Consider the following 19,121-nt stretch of genomic DNA (forward strand, 5'->3'; position numbering starts at 1 on the left):
GGTGTGCTTGCTGCATAATGCCGGCGAACTCCGGCAGCTCGTCGAGAAACAGCACGCCCTGGTGGGCGAGCGAGATCTCGCCGGGCTTGGCCCGCTGGCCGCCGCCGACCAGGGCCGGCAGCGAGGCCGAGTGGTGCGGGTCGCGGAACGGCCGGTGGCGCAGCAGCGCGCCGTTCTTCAGCTGCCCGGCGACCGAGTGCAGCATCGAGACCTCCAGCGCCTCGGCCGGGGTCAGCGGCGGCAGCAGGCCGGGCAGGCGCTGCGCCAGCATCGACTTGCCGCTGCCGGGCGGGCCGATCATCAGCAGGTTGTGGCCGCCGGCCGCGGCGATCTCCAGGGCGCGCTTGGCGCTCTCCTGGCCCTTGATGTCGGCGAGGTCGGGCAGCGCGCCCCGGGGCTCGGCCAGGCGCGGCACCGGCGTCGCCAGCACCTGGTCGCCCTTGAGGTGGTTGACCAGGCCGATCAGGGAGTCCGGGGCCAGGATCTCGACGCCCTCGGCCCAGGCCGCCTCGGGGCCCTGCTGCTTCGGCACGACCAGCGCGCGGCCGCTGGCCGCGGCGTGGAGCGCCGCCGGCAGCACGCCGGCGACCGGCGACAGGCGCCCGTCCAGCGACAGCTCGCCCAGCGCCACCAGCCCGGCCGCCTCCTCGGCCGGCAGCACGCCGACCGCGGCCATCAGCGCGAGGGCGATCGGCAGGTCGTAGTGGCTGCCCTCCTTCAGGAGGTCGGCGGGCGCCAGGTTGACGACGATGCGCTCGCTGGGCAGCGCCAGGCCGATCGCCTCCAGGGCGCCGCGCACCCGCTCCCGGCTCTCACCGACCGCCTTGTCCGGCAGCCCGACGATCAGGAAGGTCGGCAGGCCGCCGCCGACGCGCACCTGGACGTCGACGTCGACCACCTCGATGCCCTGGAAGGCCACCGTCCCGACCCGCGCGACCATGCCGCCCCGATCCCCCGAGCAGATCCGACCACGGGCGGTTGTTCCCGCCCTGTTCGACTGCAGTCTATCCGGGAAGTGCCGGCGGGTGCCAGCGGCAAGACGAGCGGCCGGCGGAGCGGGACGCGGCGCCGGCCGGTTGACCGTCGGTCATTCCGCAAGCCTGCTGCGCCGGGCGCCCGGATCGGCTAGAAGGAAAGCTGCCAAGGGCGCACCGGCGGGGACGGCAGAATGGCGGGGCAGAGCAAGCAGGCGACGGCGTCGCCGCGGCGAGCTGGCGGTCAGCCGCGGACCAAGCCGGCCGAGGTCCGGCGCCGCGAGCTGATGGCGGCGGCCGAGCGGCTGTTCCTGGCCCAGGGCCTGGAGGCGACCACGGTCGAGCAGATCACCCAGGCCGCTGGCGTCGCCAAGGGCAGCTTCTACCTGCAGTTCGCGACCAAGGAGGCGCTGCTGGCGGCGCTGCGCGAGGACTTCCTGGAGGCCTACCTCGAGGAGCTCGACGCCGTCGTCGCCGAGCGGCCGGCGGAGCAGCACGCCGGGCGTCTCGCGGTCTGGACCGCGGTCACCCTCTCGGTCTTCCTCGACCGCGCGCCCCTGCGCACCCTGCTGTTCGAGGCGCCGCGCGCCTATGACGGCGCGCGCGGCGGCGCGGGCCCGCGCGAGCGCCTGGCCGGGCTGCTCGCGGCCGGCGCGCGGGCCGGAGCCTGGCGCCTGCCCGATCCCGGCGCCGCGGCGACCTTCCTGTTCCACGGCCTGCTCGGCCTGCTCGAGGAGGCCGGGCCGGGGCGCCCGCGCGCGGCGGTCGAGGAGGCGGCGCTGGCGCTGGTCGAGCGGCTGGTCCTGGCCTCCGAGTGACGGCGGCACCGGGGCGCCGCGGCCCCGGTGCGCGGTGTCAGAGCGTCCCGACCCGCTCGCCCGTGCGGTCTTCGATCCAGCCGCGCTCGCCCTCGAGCGGCAGGATGCGGACGACCCGGGTGACCTGCTCCGGCTCGGGCGGACGGCTGCCGGGCAGCAGCGCGTAGACCGTGGCGCCGAGCACCCGCTCCGGCCGGCCGCCGGCGCCAAGCAGCGGCAGCACCAGGCGCTCGCCGCTGAAGGTCCGCTGGTTGCGCAGGTAGACGAGCCCGGCCGTGCGCACCGCCGCCGGCGTGTCGAGGACCGCGTCGTAGCGCCGCTGCACGACGGCAAGGCCGTCCGGCGGAATGATCTCGTCGAGATAGCGGCCGGCCAGGCTGCGCCGGTAGACCTCGTTGATCCGCTCGCCGGCCAGGTGGTAGCGGAAGCGCCCGCTGCCGGCCTCGCGCTCGCACAGCCAGACGTGCGGCAGGGTCCGGCCCAGCGCCACCGGGTCGAGCGCCCGGTAGTCTGGCACGGCGCCCGCTCCCGCAGCCTGCCAGACGGCCAGGACGTGGCGGAGGAGCGGGTCCTGGAGCTGGAGCAGCTGGTCCAAGGTCTCTCCGGTCCCCGGGGGGGTTCGCCGGGACAGCGGGCTTGCCGCAGCCCAGGCCGCGGGTCAAGCGCTGCCGGCAGCAGGCCGGGTCGCGCCTACGCGACCCAGAGGCCGCGCCGGCGGTGCCAGTCCTCGATCGATTCCTCCGGGTAGCCCTGGAAGCAGGCGTCCTCGGGCCCGACCTGCGGCACCACCCAGTCGGGCTTGTCGGCCAGCAGGATGTGCACGCTCGACGGCGGCGCCGGCAGCGGGCTGTCGACCGCCGAGGCGAATGGGTGGACCAGCTCGGGCCAGGTCGGGTCGTAGAGCCAGAGCGCCGTGGCGCAGTGCCGGCAGAAGTTGCGCTCGCCGCTGCTGATCTCGCAGCGCCCGCCGCGCTCGATCTCGGCACGGTAGACCGAGAGCGCCTCCCGGCCCTCGACCTTCAGGGTCTCGTAGCGCGCGCCCAGGTTGATGGCGTAGCCGCCGCCGCCGGCGGTCTTGCGGCAGATGCTGCAGTAGCAGCGCATGAAGGGCTGCGGCGTGTGGCTCTCGACGGCGAAGCGGACGGCGCCGCAGCGGCAGCCGCCCTCCAGGGTCGTCGGCATCGGCACTCTCCTCTCTCGGCAGCGGCGGAGGCGGCCGGCGCCCGCCCGAGGGAGCGGCTCAGGACCGGCCGAGCCTGCGCCGGTTGGCGCGGACCTTCCTGCTATAGCCGCCGAGGACGCGCCGGGCGACCTCGCTCTGGCTCTGTCCGGTCGCGATGGCGGTCGCCGCGGTCATCGAGGCGGCGGTCGCCGCCGCGATCTTCTCGGTGATCATGCGCTGGCTCTCGCGCCGGCTGCGGGGGTCGCCGCTCCAGAGCTGCAGCATCCTGAGCGCGATGACCTGCTGGGCCTCCAGGGCGAGGCGGGTCGCCTGGAGGGAGAGCGCGAAGAAGGGAGGGAGCATGGCGGGCGGGGACCTTCATGGGGTGCGGAATACCCGTGAAACGTCGGCGGGGGCGCCCGGGGTTCCTCCGCCCCGGCCGCCCCGCTCGCGACGACGCCCCGCCGGACTAGATCCTGGCCTCGAAGATCAGGTTGAAGGGCGTCTGGTGGGCCCGGCGGAAACGGCCGAAGCCGCCTTCCTGGAAGACCTTGGCCAGGCGCCGCTCGCCGGCCTGGGCGCCGAGCACGTGGCTGCCCTGCTCGGAGATCGCGTGGGCGCAGCAGAGCGTCGCGGAGGCCGCGTAGTAGAGCTGCCCGACGACATTGAGGTTGTCCTCGACGCGGTCGTTGGCGAAGGGCTCGACCAGCATCACCGTGCCGTCCGGCGCCAGGGTGCGGGCGGCGTGGCGCGCCGCCTCGACCGGCCGGCCCATGTCGTGCAGGCAGTCGAAGAAGCAGATCAGGTCGTAGGGCCCGCTCGGGTAGGCGTCGGCCCGCGCGACCTCGAAGGTCACACGGTCGGCGACGCCGGCCGCCGCGGCGTTGGCGCGCGCCGCCTCGATGGAGGCCGGGTGGCCGTCGAAGCCCCGGAAGCGCGCCTTCGGGAAGGCCTGGGCCATGAAGATGGTGGAATGGCCGTGGCCGCAGCCGATGTCGGCGACCTGGCCGCCCTCGGAGAGCTTCTCGACCACGCCGGCCAAAGCGGGCAGCCACTCGGCCACAAGGCTGGCGCGGTAGCCGTTGCGGTAGAAGGCGGCGACGCCGCAGAACAGGCGCGCGTCGTGCTCGCCCCAGGCGACGCCGCCGCCGGTGCGGAAGGCCTCCAGGGTGCGGGCCTCGTCGAACCACATCGAGGCCGGGACCTCCCAGGCCGGCGGCAGGAAGACCGGGCTGTCCTCGCGGGCCAGCACCATGGCCTGCGCCTCGCCCAGCTCGTAGCTGGCGCTGACGGCGTGGTAGTCGAGGTAGCCGGCGGCGGCCTGGGCGTTCAGCCACTCGCGGACGTAGCGCTCGGCGCAGCCGCTGCGCCGGGCGACCTCCTCGGAGGTCAGCGGGCCGGCGCCGAGCAGGGCGCGGTAGAGCCCCAGCTTGTGGCCGAGGGCGACCATGACCCCGGCGTAGCCGGCGGCGAGGTCGGAGACGGCCTTGCCGACGAAGGCCTCGAGCTTGGCGGCTTCGGCCGCCGCTGGCGTTGCCTCGACGATGTGCTGATCCATGGGAACGGACTTCCTTCTGCTGTCGGGCGACCATCGCCCGTGAGGCCGCGGAAGCTGACAGAAGGCGCGCCCCGGTCTCAGAGGCGTATCCCGCGCGACCGGTCCGTTCCTGCCACTTTCGTCCCTGGCTTGCCCTCGGCACCCGCAGCGGCCACAGTTCCCGCCAGAACCGGCCGCGGTGCGCGAGGCGCCGCCGCCCTTTCGGGGAGGAGTCGCCGGTGTCGGACCAGCCGCCGCACGTCTCGCTCGTCGCGCTGCCCGAGGCCATGCTCTCGACCCTGATCGGGCTCTACGACGTGCTCTCCTCGCTCGAGGCCCTGGCCAGCTTCGGCGAGGGGCTGAGCTCCGCGCCGCCCTTCCGAGTCGAGATCGTCGGCGTCGCCGCCGGCCCGCTGCCGGTCGCGGGCGGCCTGCCCGCCACCGTGCAGCGAGCCCTCGCCGAGCTTCCGAGCAGCGACATCGTGATCGTGCCCTCGCTGCTGATCGCCGGCGACTGGCAGCCCGGCCGCTACCCGGAGCTGGTCGCCTGGCTGGCGGCCCAGCACCGCGGCGGCGCCCTGCTCTGCTCGGCCTGCTCGGGCGTCTTCCTGCTCGCCGAGACCGGCCTGTTCGACGGCCGGGACTGCACGATCCACTGGGGCTACCGGGAGAAGTTCGCCCGCACCTTCCCGAAAGTGCGGCTGCACCCGGAACAGGTGCTGGTGATCGGCGGGCGGCGCGGCGAGCTTGTCAGCTCCGGCGCCTCGACCTCCTGGCACGACCTGGCGCTCTACCTGATCGCCCAGCACGCCGGCGTGCCGGTCGCCCAGGCGGCGACCAAGTTCTTCGCCATGCAGTGGCACCAGGAGGGCCTGGCGCCCTACGTCGTCTTCGAGCCGCCGCGCCACCACGGCGACGCTGCGGTCACCCGTGCCCAGGCCTGGCTGGCCGAGAACTACCCGCAGCCGAGCCCGGTCGAGGAGCTGGTGCGGCGCTCGGGCCTGTCGGAGCGCAGCTTCAAGCGGCGCTTTCGGGCGGCCACCGGCCTGACGCCGATCGACTATGTCCAGCGCCTGCGCATCGAGGAGGCCAAGCGCAGGCTCGAGCGGACCCGGGTGCCGGTCGAGGAGATCTCCTGGCAGGTCGGCTACGAGGACGCCGCCTTCTTCCGCCGCCTGTTCAAGCGGCTGACCTCGCTCTCGCCCGGCGCCTACCGCCGGCGCTTCCAGGGACCCGCGGCGATGGTCGGCAGCTGACGAGCCCGCCTATTCGGGCAGGCGGCGGTCGACGCGGCCCGCCAGGCGCTGCTCGATGGCGTCCCAGATCAGGCCGGAGAGGTTGGCGCTGTCGAAGCGGTCGATCTCCTGGATCCCGGTCGGCGAGGTCACGTTTATCTCGGTCAGGTAGTCGCCGATCACGTCGATGCCGACGAAGATCAGGCCGCGCTGGCGCAGCGCCGGGCCGATCGCGCTGCAGATCTCGAGGTCGCGCTCGCTCAGCACGTCGCGCATGGCCTTGCCGCCGACGTGCATGTTGCTGCGCGCCTCGCCCTCGGCCGGGACCCGGTTGATCGCGCCGGCCGGCACGCCGTCGACCAGGATGATCCGCTTGTCGCCCTGGCGCACCGCCGGCAGGTACTTCTGCACGATGATCGGCTCGCGGAACATCTGGCTGAACAGCTCGAGCAGGGCGTTGAGGTTCTCGTCCTCGGGCTTGATCCGGAACACGCCGGCGCCGCCGTTGCCGTAGAGCGGCTTGACGATCAGGTCGCCGTGCTTCTTCCGGAAGGCCTGGATCTCGCCGCGGTGGCTGGTGATCAGGGTCGGCGGCATGAGGTCGGGGAAGTGCGTGACGAAGAGCTTCTCCGGCGCGTTGCGCACGCTCGCCGGATCGTTGACCACCAGGGTGTCCGGGTGGACGTGCTCGAGCAGGTGCGTCGCCGTGATGTAGGCCATGTCGAAGGGCGGGTCCTGGCGCATCAGCACGACGTCGACGGTCGCGAGGTCGAGGGTCTCGGACGGGCCGAAAGCGAAGTGGTCGCCCGCGGCGCGCCTCACCTCGAGCGGACGCGCGTGGGCGTAGAGCCGGCCGTCGCGGAAGGCCAGCTCGCGCGGCAGGTAGTGGTAGAGGCCATGGCCGCGCCGGCTCGCCTCGAGCGCCAGGGCGAAGGTCGAGTCGGCCTCGATGTCGATCGCCTCGATCGGGTCCATCTGGATCGCAACGGCTAGGCTCATGGCGGCGCACACCCGGCTGGAAGGAGGAAGGGCTGCAAAGCGGTAGCACCGTCCGGCATGGAAGCAAAGCGCCGGCCCGCGCCAGCCGAAGGAAGGGGCGCGCTAGTTCAGCCGGGCGCGCAGCTCCGCGACCAGGCGGGCGGCCTCGGGCCGGCGCGGGTCCTCGGGCGCCAGCTCCAGGAAGCGGTCGAGCGCCAGGATCGCCGCGCCCAGGTTCTCGAGCCGCCTGTGCAGCAGCCCGGCCTCGCGCCACAGCGGGCCGTCCGAGGGCTCCAGCAGCAGCATCGACTCGAGGGTCGCCAGCGCGGCCTCCAGCGCGCCGTCGCGCAGCCGGCGCACCTTGATGTTGTTCTGCAGGCGCAGCAGGATCGCGCGGTTGCCGCAGGCGGCGTAGTGCCTCGGCGTCAGCTCGGCCGATTCCCCCTGCGCGGCCTTGAGCAGCCCGCGCAGCGCGTCGGCGCCGAGCGGCGTGCCGCCGCGGAAGGGATCGAGGATGACGCGCCGGCTGCCGGTCTGCAGGCGGATCAGGAAGTGGCCGGGAAAGTCGACGCCCTCGGCCTGCCAGCCCTGCGCGCGTGCCGCGTGCAGCCACAGGATCGCGAGCGCGACCGGCAGGCCCCGGCGGCGGTCGATGACGCGCAGCAGGCTGGCGTTCTGCAGGTCGTCGTAGGTCTCCTCGTCGCCGGCATAGCCGTAGCGCTCGACCAACACGGCGCGTAGCGCAGCGACCCGGGCTTCGAGGTCGCCCCCGGCTGCCGCCGCGCCGCCGAGGTCGGCGGTGTCGCGGACCAGCAGCGAGAGATGGTGGCGATAGCGCGCGAGCGGCCGGTGCGGCCGTTCCAGGGCGGCGAGCAGCAGCGCCGTCCCGGCCAGGTCGATGCCGCCGTCCGGCTGGGTGCCGACCCGGCGCAGCTGGCGCTCCAGCGCCTCGCGGCCCTCGCCCGGGCCGTCGCTCACGGCCGTGCCTTCGCTCATGTTCGGCCTTCGCTCATGGCGGCGCCGCGCCGGCGCCGGGCGCATCGGTCACGCCGGGGCGTCCAGCAGCCGCACGTGGGAGACGATGCCGCGCACGTAGGGGATCTGCCGGGCATAGGCCTTGATCCGCTCGAGCTCGCCCTGGTTGCGGGCGATGCCGAGCAGGAAGACCCGGCCGTTGAGCACCTCGACCGAATAGTTCACCGCCGAGATCTCGCGGTCGAGCATCATGTCGGCCCGCAGGCGCGTGGCGATCCAGCGGTCGCGGGCCTGGTCGACGAGCGAGCTCTCGTCGCGCACGTTGAGCTCGTTGATCACCTCGCGCACGCCTTCCGGCTGCCAGGCCAGACGCACCGCCTCGACCTCGTCGGCCGGCGTCGGCACGTTGCCCGTCAGCAGGACGCGCCCCTCCTCCACCGCGAAGCTGACGTCGCCGAAGAGCGCGAGGTCGCGCTGGAAGAAGCGGTCGTTGAGCCCGGCGCGGATGCCCACGTCGTCGACCGCGGTGACAAAGCCCTTCTCGCTGGAGGCGGCGACCCCGCCCGAGGCGGCGACGCCGACCGCGAAGCCGGCCGGCGAGCAGCCGCCGAGCAGGAGGAGGATCGGCAGGAGAAGGCGGGAGAGCGGCTTGAGCAGGGCGGACACCGGGTGTCAGAGGAGGGGAACGGCCGGCGCTAGGCTGAAGTCGGCGGCCCGCTCCGTCAAGCTGCCGCTGCCGGCCGGCTGCGCTGGGCGGCTGCCCAGGGGGCCCGCCGGGTCAGGGTCGCCAGGCGTCGGCCAGGTGGCGCGGCAGGCGACGCCGGCTCAGCAGCACCGCATCGAAGCGCAGGCGGCAGCCGGCCAGCCCCGGATGGCGCTGCAGGAAGGCCTCGGCGGCGCGCTCGATGCGCCGCCTCTGGCGGCCGCCGATCGCCTCGGCCGCGGCGGCCGGCGCGTCGCGCCGTTTGACCTCGACGAAGATCACCAGCCGGCCACGTCGCGCGATCAGGTCGATCTCGCCCTGGGCGACGCGGAAGCCGCGCGCCAGGATCCGGTAGCCCTTCAGGCGCAACCAGAGGGCCGCCCAGCGCTCGGCGCCGCGGCCGCGGCCGTAAGCGGCCCGGCGGCGACCTGCCCGCCCGGTCACGGCTCCGGCTCCTCCTCGGCGGCCAGGGCCAGGGCGCGCTCGTAGACCTTGCGGCGCGGCAGGCCGCTGTCGCGGCTGACGGCGGCGACGGCGTCGCGCAGGCTGGCGCCGGCCAGCGCCTCGCGCAGCCGGGTGTCGAGATCGTCGGCGTCGGGCGCCGCGGGCGGCGCCGGCGGCCCGACGACCAGCGTCACCTCGCCCTTCGGCGGCCCCGCCTCGGCATAGTGGGCGGCGAGCCGGCCGAGGCTGTCGCGACGCACTTCCTCGAAGCGCTTGGTCAGCTCGCGAGCGACGGCCGCCGGGCGCTCGGCGCCGAGCACGGCAGCGAAGTCGGCCAGGCTGGCCGGCAGGCGCCGTGCCGATTCGAAAAAGATCAGCGTCGCGGGAACCGCCGCGAGCTCGGCTAGGTTGTCCCGCCGTGCCTTGCTCTTGGACGGCAGGAAGCCGGCGAAGAGGAAGCGGTCGCTGGGCAGCCCGGCGACGGCCAGTGCCGCGAGCGGCGCCGAGGGCCCGGGCACGACGGTCGGCTCCAGCCCGGCATCGAGGACGGCGCGGACCAGCTTGTAGCCCGGGTCCGAGACCAGCGGGCTGCCGGCGTCCGTGACCAGGGCGACGGTCTTGCCGGCGGTCATCGCCTCGATCAGTTTCGGCCGGACCCGCTCCGCGTTATGGTCGTGATAGGACAGCAGGGGCCGATCGATCCCATGAGCGACCAGCAGCTTCCGCGTCACCCGGGTATCCTCGCAGGCCACCAGATCGGCGCCGCGCAGGACCGCGAGGGCGCGCTGCCCGATGTCGGCGAGATTGCCGATCGGGCCCGCGACGAGATAAAGGCTGTGGCCGAGCAGGCCCGGCAGCGTCCCGACGCTCAGATCCCTGGCCTCCCATCATTCGCTCGAACGCGCCCTCTTCGAGGGCAAAGGATCCCGATGACACCAGAAACGCGCCGGATACCGCGCCGCTGCGCGCCCCTCGTCGGCGGCCTGCTGCTGCTCGCCCTTGCTGCCTGCCAGACGCCGCAAGCTACGAGGGCGCCCGACTCCGCGCAAGCGCCGAGGCCGGAGCCCGCGGCGCCCGCGGCGCCGCAGCGGGCGCAACTCGTGGCGTCCGACGGCAAGGTCCACGTCGCGATGCTGGCGCCGATGTCGGGCCCCAACGCCCAGGTCGGCCGGGCGCTGCTGAACGCCGGGCAGATGGCGCTCTTCGACCTCGGCGGCAACGACCTCGCGCTCGAGGTCTACGACACCCAGGGCACGCCCCAGGGCGCCTACGCGGCGCTGCAGGCGGCCAGGCAGGCGCAGGTCGCGCTGGTGCTCGGGCCGCTGTTCTCGGGCTCGGCCCAGGCGATCAAGGCGGACGCCGCGGCCTACGGCGTGCCGGTGCTGAGCTTCTCCAGCGACGAGGCCGTCGCGGGCGGCGGCCTCTACACCCTGGGCATCAGCCCGGCCATGCAGGTCGACCGCGTCGTCGACTTCACGGCCGGGCTCGGCGTGCGCGAGTACGCCGCCCTGACGCCGCGCTCGGCCTACGGCGAGGCCGCCGTCGCGGCCCTGCAGGCGGCGGTCGCGCGCCATGGCGGCTCGGTGACCCGGACGGTCGGCTACAGCCCCCAGGGCGGCGACCTGACGCCCGAGGTCCGCGAGCTCGCCGCCGCCGCCGCCAAGAGCGGCGGGCGCGCCGAGCAGCGACGCCGGGCCGTGGCCGAGGGCAGTGCCGAGCCGCTCGGCGGCGGCGGCGGCTTCGAGGCACTGCTGCTGCCCGCCGGCGGCGAGGAGCTGCTCAACCTCGGCTCGCTGCTGCCCTACTACGACATCGACCCGGCCAACGTGCAGTTCCTGGGCATGCAGAATTGGAACGACCCCGCCCTGACGCGCGAGCCGGCCCTGATCGGCGGCTGGTTCGCGGCCCCCGAGCCGCGCGCCTGGGAGGTCTTCAGCCGCCGCTATGCCTCGCTCTACGGCCAGCAGCCGCCGCGCCTGGCCTCGCTCGGCTACGACGCCATGGCGGTCGCCGCCGTCGTCGCCGCCGACGCGCGCAGCGCCGCGGACGGCGCGATCGGGCGCGAGCGCCTGGAAAATCCGGTCGGCTTCGCCGGCGTCGACGGCATCTTCCGCCTGCGGCCCGACGGCACCCTCGAGCGCGGCCTGGCCGTGCTCGAGCTGCAGCCGGGCGGCGCCGTCGTGCGCGATCCGGCGCCGCGGTCCTTCGAGGCCCCGCAGATCTCGCTGCTCGCCTACTGAGCCGGCCGGCGCCGCCTCTCTGCGTAAGGCGACGGGGGGTCAGGCGACTGCGGGGACCTGCGCGCCGGCCAGATGGCGCAGCAGAGCGTCGAGCCGGTAGCGCCCGGCCTCGGTCGCGGCCATTCCCTCGGCGTCGAGCCGCAGATAGCCGGCCTCGAGCAGCCGGCCGAGCGCCGGCCCGTCGAACAGCGCCTCGGGCTCGGCGCCGGTTTCCCGAAGGAAGGCGGAGCGGGACACGCCGGCGCGCGTCCGCAGGCCCATGACCAGCAGCTCGTCCAGCCGCTCCTCGCGCGTCAGGGCCCGACGGCTGCGGGTCGCGTGGCCCTCGGCCTCGACCGCGGCCAGCCAGGCTTCGGGCGCGCGGTGTTGGCGCGTCGCCAGCTTCTCGCCGGCCAGGGTGATGCGGCCGTGGGCACCGGGCCCGACGCCGAGATAGTCATCGTAGCGCCAGTAGGTCAGGTTGTGGCGGCACTCCGCGCCGGGCCGCGCGTGATTGGATATCTCGTAGGCGGGCAGGCCCACGGCCTCGAGCCGCGCCTGGGTCGCCTCGAACAGGTCGGCGGCCGCTTCGTCCTCGAGCGGCGCCAGCTCGCCGCGCCGCCAGGCGCCGTGGAAGGGCGTGTTCTCCTCGATCGTCAGCTGGTAGAGTGACAGGTGCTCAGGACCCTCGTCGAGGGCGCGGGCGAGCTCGTGCGACCAGGCCGCGAGGCTCTGGCCGGGACGCGCATAGATCAGGTCGAAGGAGAAGCGCGGGAAGCTGCGCCGCGCTAGGGCGACGGCGGCCAGCGCCTCGGCGGCCGAGTGGCGGCGTCCGAGAAAGCGCAGCGCCTCGTCCTCGAGCGACTGCACGCCGAGCGACAGCCGGTTGACGCCTGCCGCGGCGAGCGTGGCGAAGCGGCCGGCCTCGACCGAAGTCGGGTTGGCCTCCAGGGTGATCTCGAGTCCCCCCGGCCCCGGGTCAGCGGGAGGCGCGGGCCAGAGCGCGCGGGCCCGCTCGATCACGGCGGCGACGGTCTCCGGGTCCATCAGCGAGGGCGTGCCGCCGCCGAAGAAGATCGAGGTCAGGCGCGGCGGCGCGTTGCCGCCGGCGCCGTAAGCGGCCGCCCAGTGCTCGAGCTCGCGCAACAGGGCTTCGCGCCAGCGCGCCTGGTCGACAGCCTCGCGCACGTGGCTGTTGAAGTCGCAGTAGGGGCACTTGGACAGGCAGAAAGGCCAGTGGAGGTAGAGGCCGAAGCCGCGCCCGCCGGCGCCCGCCGCGGGCCCCGCCGTGGGCCCCGCCGTGGGCCCCGCCGTGGACCTCGCCTCGGGCCCCGCCTCAGACATCGCTCAGGCGGTGCTTGAGCTGCTCGAAGGCGCGCGCGCGGTGGCTCATGGCGTGCTTGCGGCCCGGCTCCATCTCGCCGAAGGTCTCGCGCTCGCCCTCTGGCCGGAAGATCGGGTCGTAGCCGAAGCCCCGCTCGCCGCGGGCCGGGAACACCAGCGTGCCGTCGATCCGCCCCTCGAAGACCTCGCAGCTGCCGTCCGGCCAGGCGAGCGCCAGGGCGCAGACGAAGCTGGCCGCCGGGTCCGCCGCCTCGCCGAGCTCGCGGCGCACGCGCTCCATCGCCTCGCCGAAGTCCTTCCCGGGACCGGCCCAGCGCGCCGAGTAGACCCCGGGCGCGCCGCCCAGGGCCGGCACCACCAGCCCCGAATCGTCGGCCAGGGCCGGCAGCCCGGCGCCGACCGCCGCGGCGATCGCCTTGAGCTCGGCGTTTGCCGCGAAGGTCAGGCCGGTCTCCTCGGGTTCGGGCAGACCCAGGCTGTCGGCGCGCACGACGGTCAGCCCGAAGGGCTGGAGCAGCTCGGCGATCTCCCGGACCTTGCCGGGATTGTGGCTGGCGATAACGATGCGGTCGTCGAGGCTCTTCTGTTGCATGAACCCCGATATAGGAAAATCAGGCGCTTACGCCTAGGGCCTGACGCTGGATTCCGACCAGTTCGGCGATGCCGGCGCCGGCCAACGCCATCAGGGTGTCGAGCTGCTCGCGGCTGAAGGGGTCGGCCTCGGCCGTCGCCTGGATCTCCACCAGGCCGCCGGAGGCGGTCATCACGAAGTTCGCGTCCGCCTCGGCCTCGCGGTCCTCGGCGTAGTCGAGGTCCAGGACCGCGGTGCCGCGGTAGAGGCCGCAGGAGATGCCGGCGACCGGCTCCGACAGCGGGATGCGGCCGACAGCGCCGAGGCGGTGCATGTGCTGGAAGGCCTGGTAGAGTGCCACGTAGGCGCCGGTGATTCCGGCCGTGCGCGTACCGCCGTCGGCCTGCAGCACGTCGCAGTCGACGCGGATCTGGCGCTCGCCGAATCCGCGCAGGTCGGTAACCGCGCGCAGCGAGCGGCCGATCAGGCGTTGGATCTCCAGGGTCCGCCCGGACTGCTTGCCGCGGGAGGCCTCGCGATCCATGCGCGAATCGGTGGCGCGCGGCAGCATGCCGTACTCGGCCGTGACCCAGCCCTTGCCGGAATTGCGCAGCCAACCAGGCACGCCCTCGTCGATCGAGGCGGTGCAGAGCACGTGGGTATCGCCGAACTTCGCCAAGCAGGAGCCTTCGGCCCACTTGCTGACCCCCGTCTCCAGGACGATGGGGCGCAGTTGATCGGCGCTTCGGCCGCTTGGACGCATCTTGGCTCTCCTCGATTTGGCGGCCGCGCGGGCGGACCCCTCGGCGCGGCGGCGCACGCTAGCGCCTCGTCCGCCTTGTTGAAAGGCCGGAGAACGAGGACTATCTGGGCTCTGCCCCGAACCGCCACCGGCATGGAAGTCTCCCATCAGGCAATGAACGACCTTTCCCCGCGCAACTCGCAGCCCGGCGGCATCGCCGCGCTCAACGCAAGATCGCGCGAGATTCTGCGGATGGTCGTCGATGCCTACGTCGAAACCGGGGCGCCCGTCGGCTCGCGCACCCTGTCGCGCAAGATGGGCCTGGAGCTATCGCCAGCGACGATCCGCAACGTCATGGCCGACCTCGAGGACCTGGGCCTGCTGATGGCGCCGCACACCTCGGCCGGGCGCCTGCCGACCGACCAGGGCCTGCGGCTCTACGTTCACGGCCTGCTCGAGGGCGGCAACCTGACGCAGGACGAGCGCGACCGCATCGACGGTCAGTGCGCCGCCTCGGGGCGAAGCGTCTCCCAGGTCCTGGAGCGGGCGAGCAGCCTCCTGTCCGACCTGTCGCGCTGCGCCGGCCTGGTCGTCGCACCGAAACAGGACGAGACGTTGAAGCACATCGAGTTCGTCAATCTGGGGCCGGGCCGCGCCCTTGTCGTGCTGGTGACGGAATCGGGGCAGGTCGAGAACCGGATCATCGACGTGCCGGTGGGCCTGCCGCCCTCCTCCCTGGTCGAGGCGTCGAATTTCCTGTCCTCCCGCCTGCGCGGCCGCTCGCTCAGCGAGGCCCAGCGGGAGATCGACAAGGAGCTGAACGCCCACCGCCAGGAGCTCGACGCGCTGACCCGCCGCCTGATCGAGGCCGGGCTCGCCGACTGGACCGACGGCGTCCAGGGCGGCGCCCTGATCGTGCGCGGCCAGGCCCAGCTGCTGACCGACATCCAGGCGATCGAGGACCTGGAGCGGGTGCGCCACCTGTTCGCCGCGCTCGAGGGCAAGGAGGCGCTGCTGCGCCTGCTGAGCTTGACCGAGACGGCCGCCGGCGTGCAGATCTTCATCGGCGCCGACAACGAGCTGTTCGGGCTGGCCGGCTGCTCGCTGGTCATCGCGCCCTACAGCAACAGCCGGCAGCAGGTCGTCGGCGCCATCGGCGTGGTTGGTCCGACCCGCATCGACTATGCGCGCATCATCCCGATGGTCGACTACACCGCCAAGGTCATCGGCCGCCTGCTCGGCTGACTGCCTTCGAGAGCGACCTCCGACGAGAACCCGAGAGAAACGACGGAAGCCCCATGACCGACGACAAGAAGCCGCGCGAACGCCCGGAAGCCGAGACCGCATCGCCCGAGTCTGCCCCCGAGTCTGCCCCCGAGCCCGCCCGCGGGCCTTCCCGCGAGCCGGGCGGCGAGTCCGAAGGCCGGGGCCAATCCCAGTGGGCGCGCAGCCGCGAGGCGACGTCCGGGGCCGAGGCCGAGGAGGCGCCCGCCGAGGCGGAGAGCGATCCGGCGGCGCGGATCGCCGAGCTGGAGGCCGAGAAGGCCGAGTTGCGCGAGCAGCTGCTGCGCGCCCTGGCCGACGTCGAGAACACCCGGCGACGGCTGCAGCGCGAGCTGGAGGAGAAGCTGAAGTACGCGACGGCGCCGCTCGCCAAGGACATCCTGGGGGTCGCCGACAACCTCGGCCGCGCGCTCGGCGCGGTGCCCGAGGAGGTCCGCGAGCAGGAGGCGGTCAAGAGCCTGATCGCCGGCGTCGAGATGACCGAGAAGTCGCTGCTCGAGGCCTTCGCCAAGCACGGCATCGAGCGCATCGACCCGTTCGGCCAGAAGCTCGATCCGCACCGCCACGAGGCGATGATGGAGATCCAGGACCCCTCCAAGCCCTCGGGCACGGTGGCCCAGGTGTTCGAGGCCGGCTACGAGCTGCGCGGGCGGCTGCTGCGCCCGGCGCGCGTCGCCGTGGCCAAGGGCGGGCCGGCGGGCAACGGCGGGGAGGCCGCCGAGCCGGGCTCGACCGTCGACACCAAGGCCTGAGGCTCAAAGGCCTGGGGCTTAGCCCTCGGCTTTCTCTCCCGCCTCCGGAACGATTCCCGGCGACCCCGGATCGTGGTCCCGCTGCCGGGCCAGCGCCACGGCCCGGTCGCGCACCGCGTAGCAGTAGACGCAGCCGTGCGGGCAGCTGTCGTAGGCGCCGATGTCCCGCGATTCGGCGCAGAGGCAGCCGGGCCGGTTGCCCTTGAGGCGCGCCGCCACCGCTTTGCCGCCGAAGACGTCGGCAATGTCGGACAGGCGGGCCGCGTCGATGCAGCGCGCCGCCACCAGCGGGGCGGACAGCAGGTCCGGCTGGCTGCACAGGGTCGGCACCAGCCCTTCGGCCGCGGCGATCCCGGCCAGCTCGCCCAGTAGCGCGCGCTTCTCCTCGTCGTTCGGGTCGCGCCAGGCGAAGCCGTGGCGGGCGGCGGCGCGGTCGGTGTTGCGCGCGGTCTTGGCGTAGACCTGGGCGAAGGAGAAGACGACCTCGTCGACCACCGAGCGGAGCCGGCGCGCCAGCGCCTCGACCTGCCGGCGGTGGAAGTCCGGCGGCGTCGGGTCGGCGAGGAAGACCGGGTCGTAGCGCCAGACCCCGACCCGCGGCCCGAAGCGCGCCGCAAGGAGCTCCAGCTGGTTCAGCGCCGCCTCGGGCCGCAGGGTCGCCCGCTCCAGCGCGCCCGGATAGCCGGTCAGGGTGAACTGGACGACGAAGGGCCGGCGCTCGGCCTCGAGCCGTTCCAGGACCGGAAAGAAGCTCCGCAGGTTGCGGGTCCAGAAGACGAAGCCCTCGGCCGCCTTGGGGTCGAGGCGCAGGCGGTGCGTGCGGCCGCTGTAGGGATTGCGGTAGCTGGCCCATCCCGCCTCGAGGCGGCGCGCGAACCAGTCGGCGTAGAAGGCCGGGATGTCGGTGCGATAGCTGGCGGAAACGATCACGGACGCCGCTCCCCCGGCTCTCGCCTGCGCGCTCGTTCCGGCTGGGCGCGCCGACGGCCCCAGCGGCGGAAGCCCAGGTAGAGCAGGCCGCCGAGCAGGCCGAGCCCGAAGCCGAGATCGCCCAGCGCCGGGTCGATCCAGCCGCCGTGGGCGAGCAGCATGAGCATGGCTCCGACGACGACGTCGAGGCCGAGCAGGACCAGGATGGCCCGGAAGATCGGATCGCTGGGCATGCTTCAGTCCGCCATTCTCGCGCTCTGATTCGGGACCCGGCGCCCCTCCGCGCCGCCTCGGCGCGCCTTGTACGCCTGCCCTCCCTCACTATATACCCGGCTTGTCGGGAAGGTTATCCCGGGGGCCTCCGCAGCGGCGGAGCGCCTGTCCTTCAATCCCTCTGGATGGGGACCTCAGCGGCGGCGCCTCAACGGGCCGTCCACGGTCTGCTGGAGCAAGAGAGGCAAGAAGCATGGCTAAAGTTATCGGCATCGACCTCGGCACCACCAATTCCTGCGTCGCCGTCATGGACGGCAAGAGCGCGAAGGTCCTGGAGAACGCCGAGGGTACCCGCACGACACCCTCGATGGTCGCCGTCACCGACGACGGCATCCTGGTCGGCCAGCCGGCGAAGCGCCAGGCGGTGACCAACCCCGAGAACACGCTCTACGCGATCAAGCGCCTGATCGGGCGGCGCTACGAGGACCCGACGGTCGAGAAGGACAAGGGCTTGGTGCCCTACGAGATCGTCAAGGGCTCGAACGGCGACGCCTGGGTGCGCTCCAAGGGCAAGGACTACAGCCCGAGTCAAGTCTCGGCCTACATCCTCGGCAAGATGAAGGAAACGGCCGAGAACTATCTCGGCGAGAAGGTCGAGCAGGCGGTGATCACCGTGCCGGCCTACTTCAACGACGCCCAGCGCCAGGCCACCAAGGATGCCGGCAAGATCGCCGGCCTCGAGGTGCTGCGCATCATCAACGAGCCGACCGCCGCGGCCCTGGCCTATGGCCTGGACAAGAAGAAGACCGGCACGATCGCCGTCTACGATCTGGGCGGCGGCACCTTCGACGTCTCGGTGCTCGAGATCGGCGACGGCGTCTTCGAGGTGAAGGCGACCAACGGCGACACCTTCCTGGGCGGCGAGGACTTCGATGTCCGGATCATCGACTACCTGGCCGAGGAGTTCAAAAAGGAGCAGGGCATCGACCTGCGCCAGGACAAGCTCGCGCTGCAGCGCCTCAAGGAGGCCGCCGAGAAGGCCAAGATCGAGCTGTCGGCCGCGACCCAGACCGAGGTCAACCTGCCGTTCATCACGGCCGACCAGTCCGGGCCGAAGCATCTCAACATCAAGCTCAGCCGCGCCAAGCTCGAGGCCCTGGTCGATGACCTGATCCAGCGCACCGTGCAGCCCTGCAAGGCGGCGCTCAAGGATGCCGGCCTGAAGCCGAACGAGATCGACGAGGTGATCCTGGTCGGCGGCATGACCCGCATGCCTAAGGTCTTCGAGACGGTGAAGACCTTCTTCGGCCGCGAGCCGCACCGCGGCGTCAACCCGGACGAAGTCGTCGCCATCGGCGCGGCGATTCAGGCCGGCGTGCTGAAGGGCGAGGTCAAGGACGTCCTGCTGCTCGACGTCACCCCGCTGTCCCTGGGCATCGAGACCCTGGGCGGCGTGATGACCAAGCTGATCGAGCGGAACACGACGATCCCGACCAAGAAGTCGCAGGTCTTCTCGACTGCGGAGGACAGCCAGACTGCGGTCACCATCCGGGTCTTCCAGGGCGAGCGCGAGATGGCTGCCGACAACAAGCTGCTCGGCCAGTTCGACCTGGTCGGCATCCCGACGGCCCCGCGCGGCGTGCCGCAGATCGAGGTGACCTTCGACATCGACGCCAACGGCATCGTCAACGTCGGCGCCAAGGACAAGGCGACCGGCAAGGAGCAGGCGATCCGGATCCAGGCCTCGGGCGGCCTCAGCGACGCCGACATCGAGCAGATGGTCAAGGACGCCGAGGAGCACGCGGCCGACGACAAGAAGAAGCGCGAGCTGGTCGACGCCCGCAACCAGGCCGACGGCCTGCTGCACCAGTCGGAGAAGAGCCTCGCCGAGCATGGCGACAAGGTCGGTGCCGAGGACAAGGCGGCGATCGAGCAGGCCGTGGCCGATCTCAAGGAGGTCAAGGACGGCGAGGACCTCGAGGCGATCAAGGCCAAGACAGAGGCCCTGGCCCAGGCCTCGATGAAGCTCGGCGCGGCGATCTACGGCGCCGCCGAGCAGGGCGCCGAGGCGCCCGAGGCCGGTGCCGCCGGTGCGGCGGGCGGCGCCGCGGGCGGCGAGAGCGCCGACGAGAAGGTCGTCGATGCCGACTTCGAGGAAGTCGACGACGACAAGAAGGGCAAGAGCGCCTGATCGGGTGCTGAACAGGCAAGCGGGGCCGATCGCGATCGGCCCCGCTTCC

General features: G+C 73.1%; 21 protein-coding genes. 6 read left to right on the forward strand and 15 right to left on the reverse strand.

The features are described from left to right. Positions 1-940, reverse strand: a 940-nt coding sequence (locus WD341_RS18010; RefSeq protein WP_368426874.1) for a YifB family Mg chelatase-like AAA ATPase, incomplete at its 3' end; no start/stop codon positions are given. Between the two features lie 228 nt (positions 941-1,168). Between WD341_RS18010 and WD341_RS18015 the strand changes: the two genes are divergently transcribed. Further along, entirely contained in the window at positions 1,169-1,792 is a 624-nt protein-coding gene (locus tag WD341_RS18015; RefSeq protein WP_368426875.1) for a TetR/AcrR family transcriptional regulator, read from the forward strand. A gap of 37 nt (positions 1,793-1,829) precedes the next feature. Here WD341_RS18015 and WD341_RS18020 read toward each other — a convergent pair whose 3' ends face one another. The 4 genes from WD341_RS18020 to WD341_RS18035 all read right to left on the reverse strand — a co-directional run bounded on the left by WD341_RS18020 (position 1,830) and on the right by WD341_RS18035 (position 4,512). Beyond that, a complete protein-coding gene (locus WD341_RS18020) occupies positions 1,830-2,387 on the reverse strand; it encodes a PAS domain-containing protein (RefSeq protein ID WP_368426876.1) in 558 nt (185 codons plus the stop codon). A 95-nt stretch (positions 2,388-2,482) separates the two neighbouring features. Next, a complete protein-coding gene (locus WD341_RS18025; protein WP_368426877.1) occupies positions 2,483-2,974 on the reverse strand; it encodes a GFA family protein in 492 nt (163 codons plus the stop codon). A gap of 58 nt (positions 2,975-3,032) precedes the next feature. Continuing rightward, on the reverse strand, positions 3,033-3,317 hold the full coding sequence (locus WD341_RS18030; RefSeq protein WP_368426878.1) for a hypothetical protein: 285 nt from the start codon (positions 3,315-3,317) through the stop codon (positions 3,033-3,035). A gap of 106 nt (positions 3,318-3,423) precedes the next feature. After that, the gene (locus tag WD341_RS18035; RefSeq protein WP_368426879.1) at positions 3,424-4,512 is read right to left on the reverse strand and encodes a class I SAM-dependent methyltransferase; all 1,089 of its coding nucleotides are present in this window, start codon (positions 4,510-4,512) and stop codon (positions 3,424-3,426) included. 218 nt (positions 4,513-4,730) lie between these two features. Between WD341_RS18035 and WD341_RS18040 the strand changes: the two genes are divergently transcribed. Continuing rightward, on the forward strand, positions 4,731-5,747 hold the full coding sequence (locus WD341_RS18040) for a GlxA family transcriptional regulator (RefSeq protein ID WP_368426880.1): 1,017 nt from the start codon (positions 4,731-4,733) through the stop codon (positions 5,745-5,747). A gap of 9 nt (positions 5,748-5,756) precedes the next feature. Here WD341_RS18040 and gshB read toward each other — a convergent pair whose 3' ends face one another. From gshB to rsmI, 5 genes are all read right to left on the reverse strand, one after another. Further along, positions 5,757-6,725: a glutathione synthase gene (gene gshB, locus WD341_RS18045; protein WP_368426881.1), complete on the reverse strand. Its 969-nt coding sequence runs from the start codon at positions 6,723-6,725 to the stop codon at positions 5,757-5,759. Between the two features lie 102 nt (positions 6,726-6,827). Next, positions 6,828-7,700 (reverse strand): SirB1 family protein, encoded by an 873-nt coding sequence (locus WD341_RS18050; RefSeq protein WP_368426882.1) that lies wholly within the window; start codon positions 7,698-7,700, stop codon positions 6,828-6,830. 48 nt (positions 7,701-7,748) lie between these two features. Beyond that, positions 7,749-8,345: a BON domain-containing protein gene (locus tag WD341_RS18055; protein WP_368426883.1), complete on the reverse strand. Its 597-nt coding sequence runs from the start codon at positions 8,343-8,345 to the stop codon at positions 7,749-7,751. Positions 8,346-8,457: 112 nt separating this feature from the next. After that, positions 8,458-8,826, reverse strand: a complete 369-nt coding sequence (locus WD341_RS18060; protein WP_368426884.1) for a YraN family protein — start codon at positions 8,824-8,826, stop codon at positions 8,458-8,460. Then, positions 8,823-9,698, reverse strand: a complete 876-nt coding sequence (gene rsmI, locus WD341_RS18065) for a 16S rRNA (cytidine(1402)-2'-O)-methyltransferase (protein ID WP_368426959.1) — start codon at positions 9,696-9,698, stop codon at positions 8,823-8,825. The genes WD341_RS18060 and rsmI overlap by 4 nt, the downstream gene beginning before the upstream one ends. 57 nt (positions 9,699-9,755) lie before the next feature. On the opposite strand from rsmI, the gene WD341_RS18070 reads away from it, so the two are divergent. Continuing rightward, positions 9,756-11,066: a penicillin-binding protein activator gene (locus WD341_RS18070; RefSeq protein ID WP_368426885.1), complete on the forward strand. Its 1,311-nt coding sequence runs from the start codon at positions 9,756-9,758 to the stop codon at positions 11,064-11,066. 39 nt (positions 11,067-11,105) lie between these two features. Here WD341_RS18070 and hemW read toward each other — a convergent pair whose 3' ends face one another. The 3 genes from hemW to rph are packed head-to-tail and all read right to left on the reverse strand — an operon-like array spanning position 11,106 to position 13,723. After that, positions 11,106-12,389 (reverse strand): radical SAM family heme chaperone HemW, encoded by a 1,284-nt coding sequence (gene hemW, locus WD341_RS18075; RefSeq protein WP_368426886.1) that lies wholly within the window; start codon positions 12,387-12,389, stop codon positions 11,106-11,108. Continuing rightward, positions 12,382-12,981 (reverse strand): RdgB/HAM1 family non-canonical purine NTP pyrophosphatase, encoded by a 600-nt coding sequence (gene rdgB / locus WD341_RS18080; RefSeq protein WP_368426887.1) that lies wholly within the window; start codon positions 12,979-12,981, stop codon positions 12,382-12,384. The genes hemW and rdgB overlap by 8 nt, the downstream gene beginning before the upstream one ends. A gap of 19 nt (positions 12,982-13,000) precedes the next feature. After that, a complete protein-coding gene (gene rph, locus WD341_RS18085; protein ID WP_368426888.1) occupies positions 13,001-13,723 on the reverse strand; it encodes a ribonuclease PH in 723 nt (240 codons plus the stop codon). 153 nt (positions 13,724-13,876) lie between these two features. Between rph and hrcA the strand changes: the two genes are divergently transcribed. Both hrcA and grpE read left to right on the forward strand, forming a co-directional pair. Further along, entirely contained in the window at positions 13,877-14,947 is a 1,071-nt protein-coding gene (gene hrcA, locus WD341_RS18090) for a heat-inducible transcriptional repressor HrcA (protein WP_368426889.1), read from the forward strand. 53 nt (positions 14,948-15,000) lie between these two features. Next, a complete protein-coding gene (grpE, locus tag WD341_RS18095) occupies positions 15,001-15,738 on the forward strand; it encodes a nucleotide exchange factor GrpE (protein WP_368426890.1) in 738 nt (245 codons plus the stop codon). Between the two features lie 18 nt (positions 15,739-15,756). On the opposite strand, the gene WD341_RS18100 is transcribed toward grpE, so the two are convergent. Beyond that, positions 15,757-16,668: a DUF1848 domain-containing protein gene (locus tag WD341_RS18100; protein WP_368426891.1), complete on the reverse strand. Its 912-nt coding sequence runs from the start codon at positions 16,666-16,668 to the stop codon at positions 15,757-15,759. Further along, a complete protein-coding gene (locus tag WD341_RS18105) occupies positions 16,665-16,901 on the reverse strand; it encodes a hypothetical protein (RefSeq protein ID WP_368426892.1) in 237 nt (78 codons plus the stop codon). The genes WD341_RS18100 and WD341_RS18105 overlap by 4 nt, the downstream gene beginning before the upstream one ends. Before the next feature lie 233 nt (positions 16,902-17,134). On the opposite strand from WD341_RS18105, the gene dnaK reads away from it, so the two are divergent. Beyond that, the gene (gene dnaK, locus WD341_RS18110) at positions 17,135-19,072 is read left to right on the forward strand and encodes a molecular chaperone DnaK (RefSeq protein ID WP_368426893.1); all 1,938 of its coding nucleotides are present in this window, start codon (positions 17,135-17,137) and stop codon (positions 19,070-19,072) included. Positions 19,073-19,121 lie beyond the last annotated feature (49 nt).

This window comes from Tistlia sp. (assembly GCF_040905785.1).
GTDB lineage: Bacteria > Pseudomonadota > Alphaproteobacteria > Kiloniellales > DSM-21159 > Tistlia.

Bases quoted from the DNA above. Each gene is read 5' to 3' on its own strand.
- hemW (WP_368426886.1), bottom strand. From the start codon at position 12,389: ATGTCTGAGGCGGGGCCCGAGGCGAGGTCCACGGCGGGGCCCACGGCG.
- WD341_RS18070 (WP_368426885.1), top strand. From the start codon at position 9,756: ATGACACCAGAAACGCGCCGGATACCGCGCCGCTGCGCGCCCCTCGTC.
- rph (WP_368426888.1), bottom strand. From the start codon at position 13,723: ATGCGTCCAAGCGGCCGAAGCGCCGATCAACTGCGCCCCATCGTCCTG.
- gshB (WP_368426881.1), bottom strand. From the start codon at position 6,725: ATGAGCCTAGCCGTTGCGATCCAGATGGACCCGATCGAGGCGATCGAC.
- WD341_RS18035 (WP_368426879.1), bottom strand. From the start codon at position 4,512: ATGGATCAGCACATCGTCGAGGCAACGCCAGCGGCGGCCGAAGCCGCC.
- WD341_RS18015 (WP_368426875.1), top strand. From the start codon at position 1,169: ATGGCGGGGCAGAGCAAGCAGGCGACGGCGTCGCCGCGGCGAGCTGGC.
- WD341_RS18030 (WP_368426878.1), bottom strand. From the start codon at position 3,317: ATGCTCCCTCCCTTCTTCGCGCTCTCCCTCCAGGCGACCCGCCTCGCC.
- WD341_RS18050 (WP_368426882.1), bottom strand. From the start codon at position 7,700: ATGAGCGAAGGCACGGCCGTGAGCGACGGCCCGGGCGAGGGCCGCGAG.
- WD341_RS18105 (WP_368426892.1), bottom strand. From the start codon at position 16,901: ATGCCCAGCGATCCGATCTTCCGGGCCATCCTGGTCCTGCTCGGCCTC.
- rdgB (WP_368426887.1), bottom strand. From the start codon at position 12,981: ATGCAACAGAAGAGCCTCGACGACCGCATCGTTATCGCCAGCCACAAT.
- grpE (WP_368426890.1), top strand. From the start codon at position 15,001: ATGACCGACGACAAGAAGCCGCGCGAACGCCCGGAAGCCGAGACCGCA.
- hrcA (WP_368426889.1), top strand. From the start codon at position 13,877: ATGAACGACCTTTCCCCGCGCAACTCGCAGCCCGGCGGCATCGCCGCG.
- WD341_RS18025 (WP_368426877.1), bottom strand. From the start codon at position 2,974: ATGCCGACGACCCTGGAGGGCGGCTGCCGCTGCGGCGCCGTCCGCTTC.
- dnaK (WP_368426893.1), top strand. From the start codon at position 17,135: ATGGCTAAAGTTATCGGCATCGACCTCGGCACCACCAATTCCTGCGTC.